Origin of the sequence: Bacillus sp. SIMBA_005 (assembly GCF_046535585.1) — a bacterium.
GTDB lineage: Bacteria > Bacillota > Bacilli > Bacillales > Bacillaceae > Bacillus > Bacillus pumilus.
The window spans coordinates 1-232 of the sequence record NZ_JAWRWI010001244.1 but is presented as its reverse complement, the minus strand read 5'-3'; the positions used below and the strand labels follow the sequence as shown (position 1 = coordinate 232).

Here is a 232-nt window from a genome sequence, read left to right as displayed (position 1 = left end):
ATGCATGACATGTTTGTAGCGTTCAATGTTCATATATTTCACAAGCTTTACGGTGCCAATCTTAGAAATTCTTCCAATATCATTACGCCCTAAGTCAACTAACATTCGATGCTCAGCGATTTCTTTTTCATCCGTCAATAAGCTTTCAGCAATCGCTTCATCTTGCTGTTGTGTTGTACCACGTGGTTTCGTTCCAGCAATTGGATTTGTTGTAACTTTGCGATTCTTGACC

Annotated in this window: 1 protein-coding gene; it reads right to left on the bottom strand. The window is 39.2% G+C overall.

Features of this window, described 5'->3' with window-relative positions; genetic code table 11:
* Nucleotides 1–232 (bottom strand): chorismate-binding protein (locus SB660_RS24055; RefSeq protein ID WP_410585147.1); only part of this gene is annotated, 232 nt, incomplete at both ends.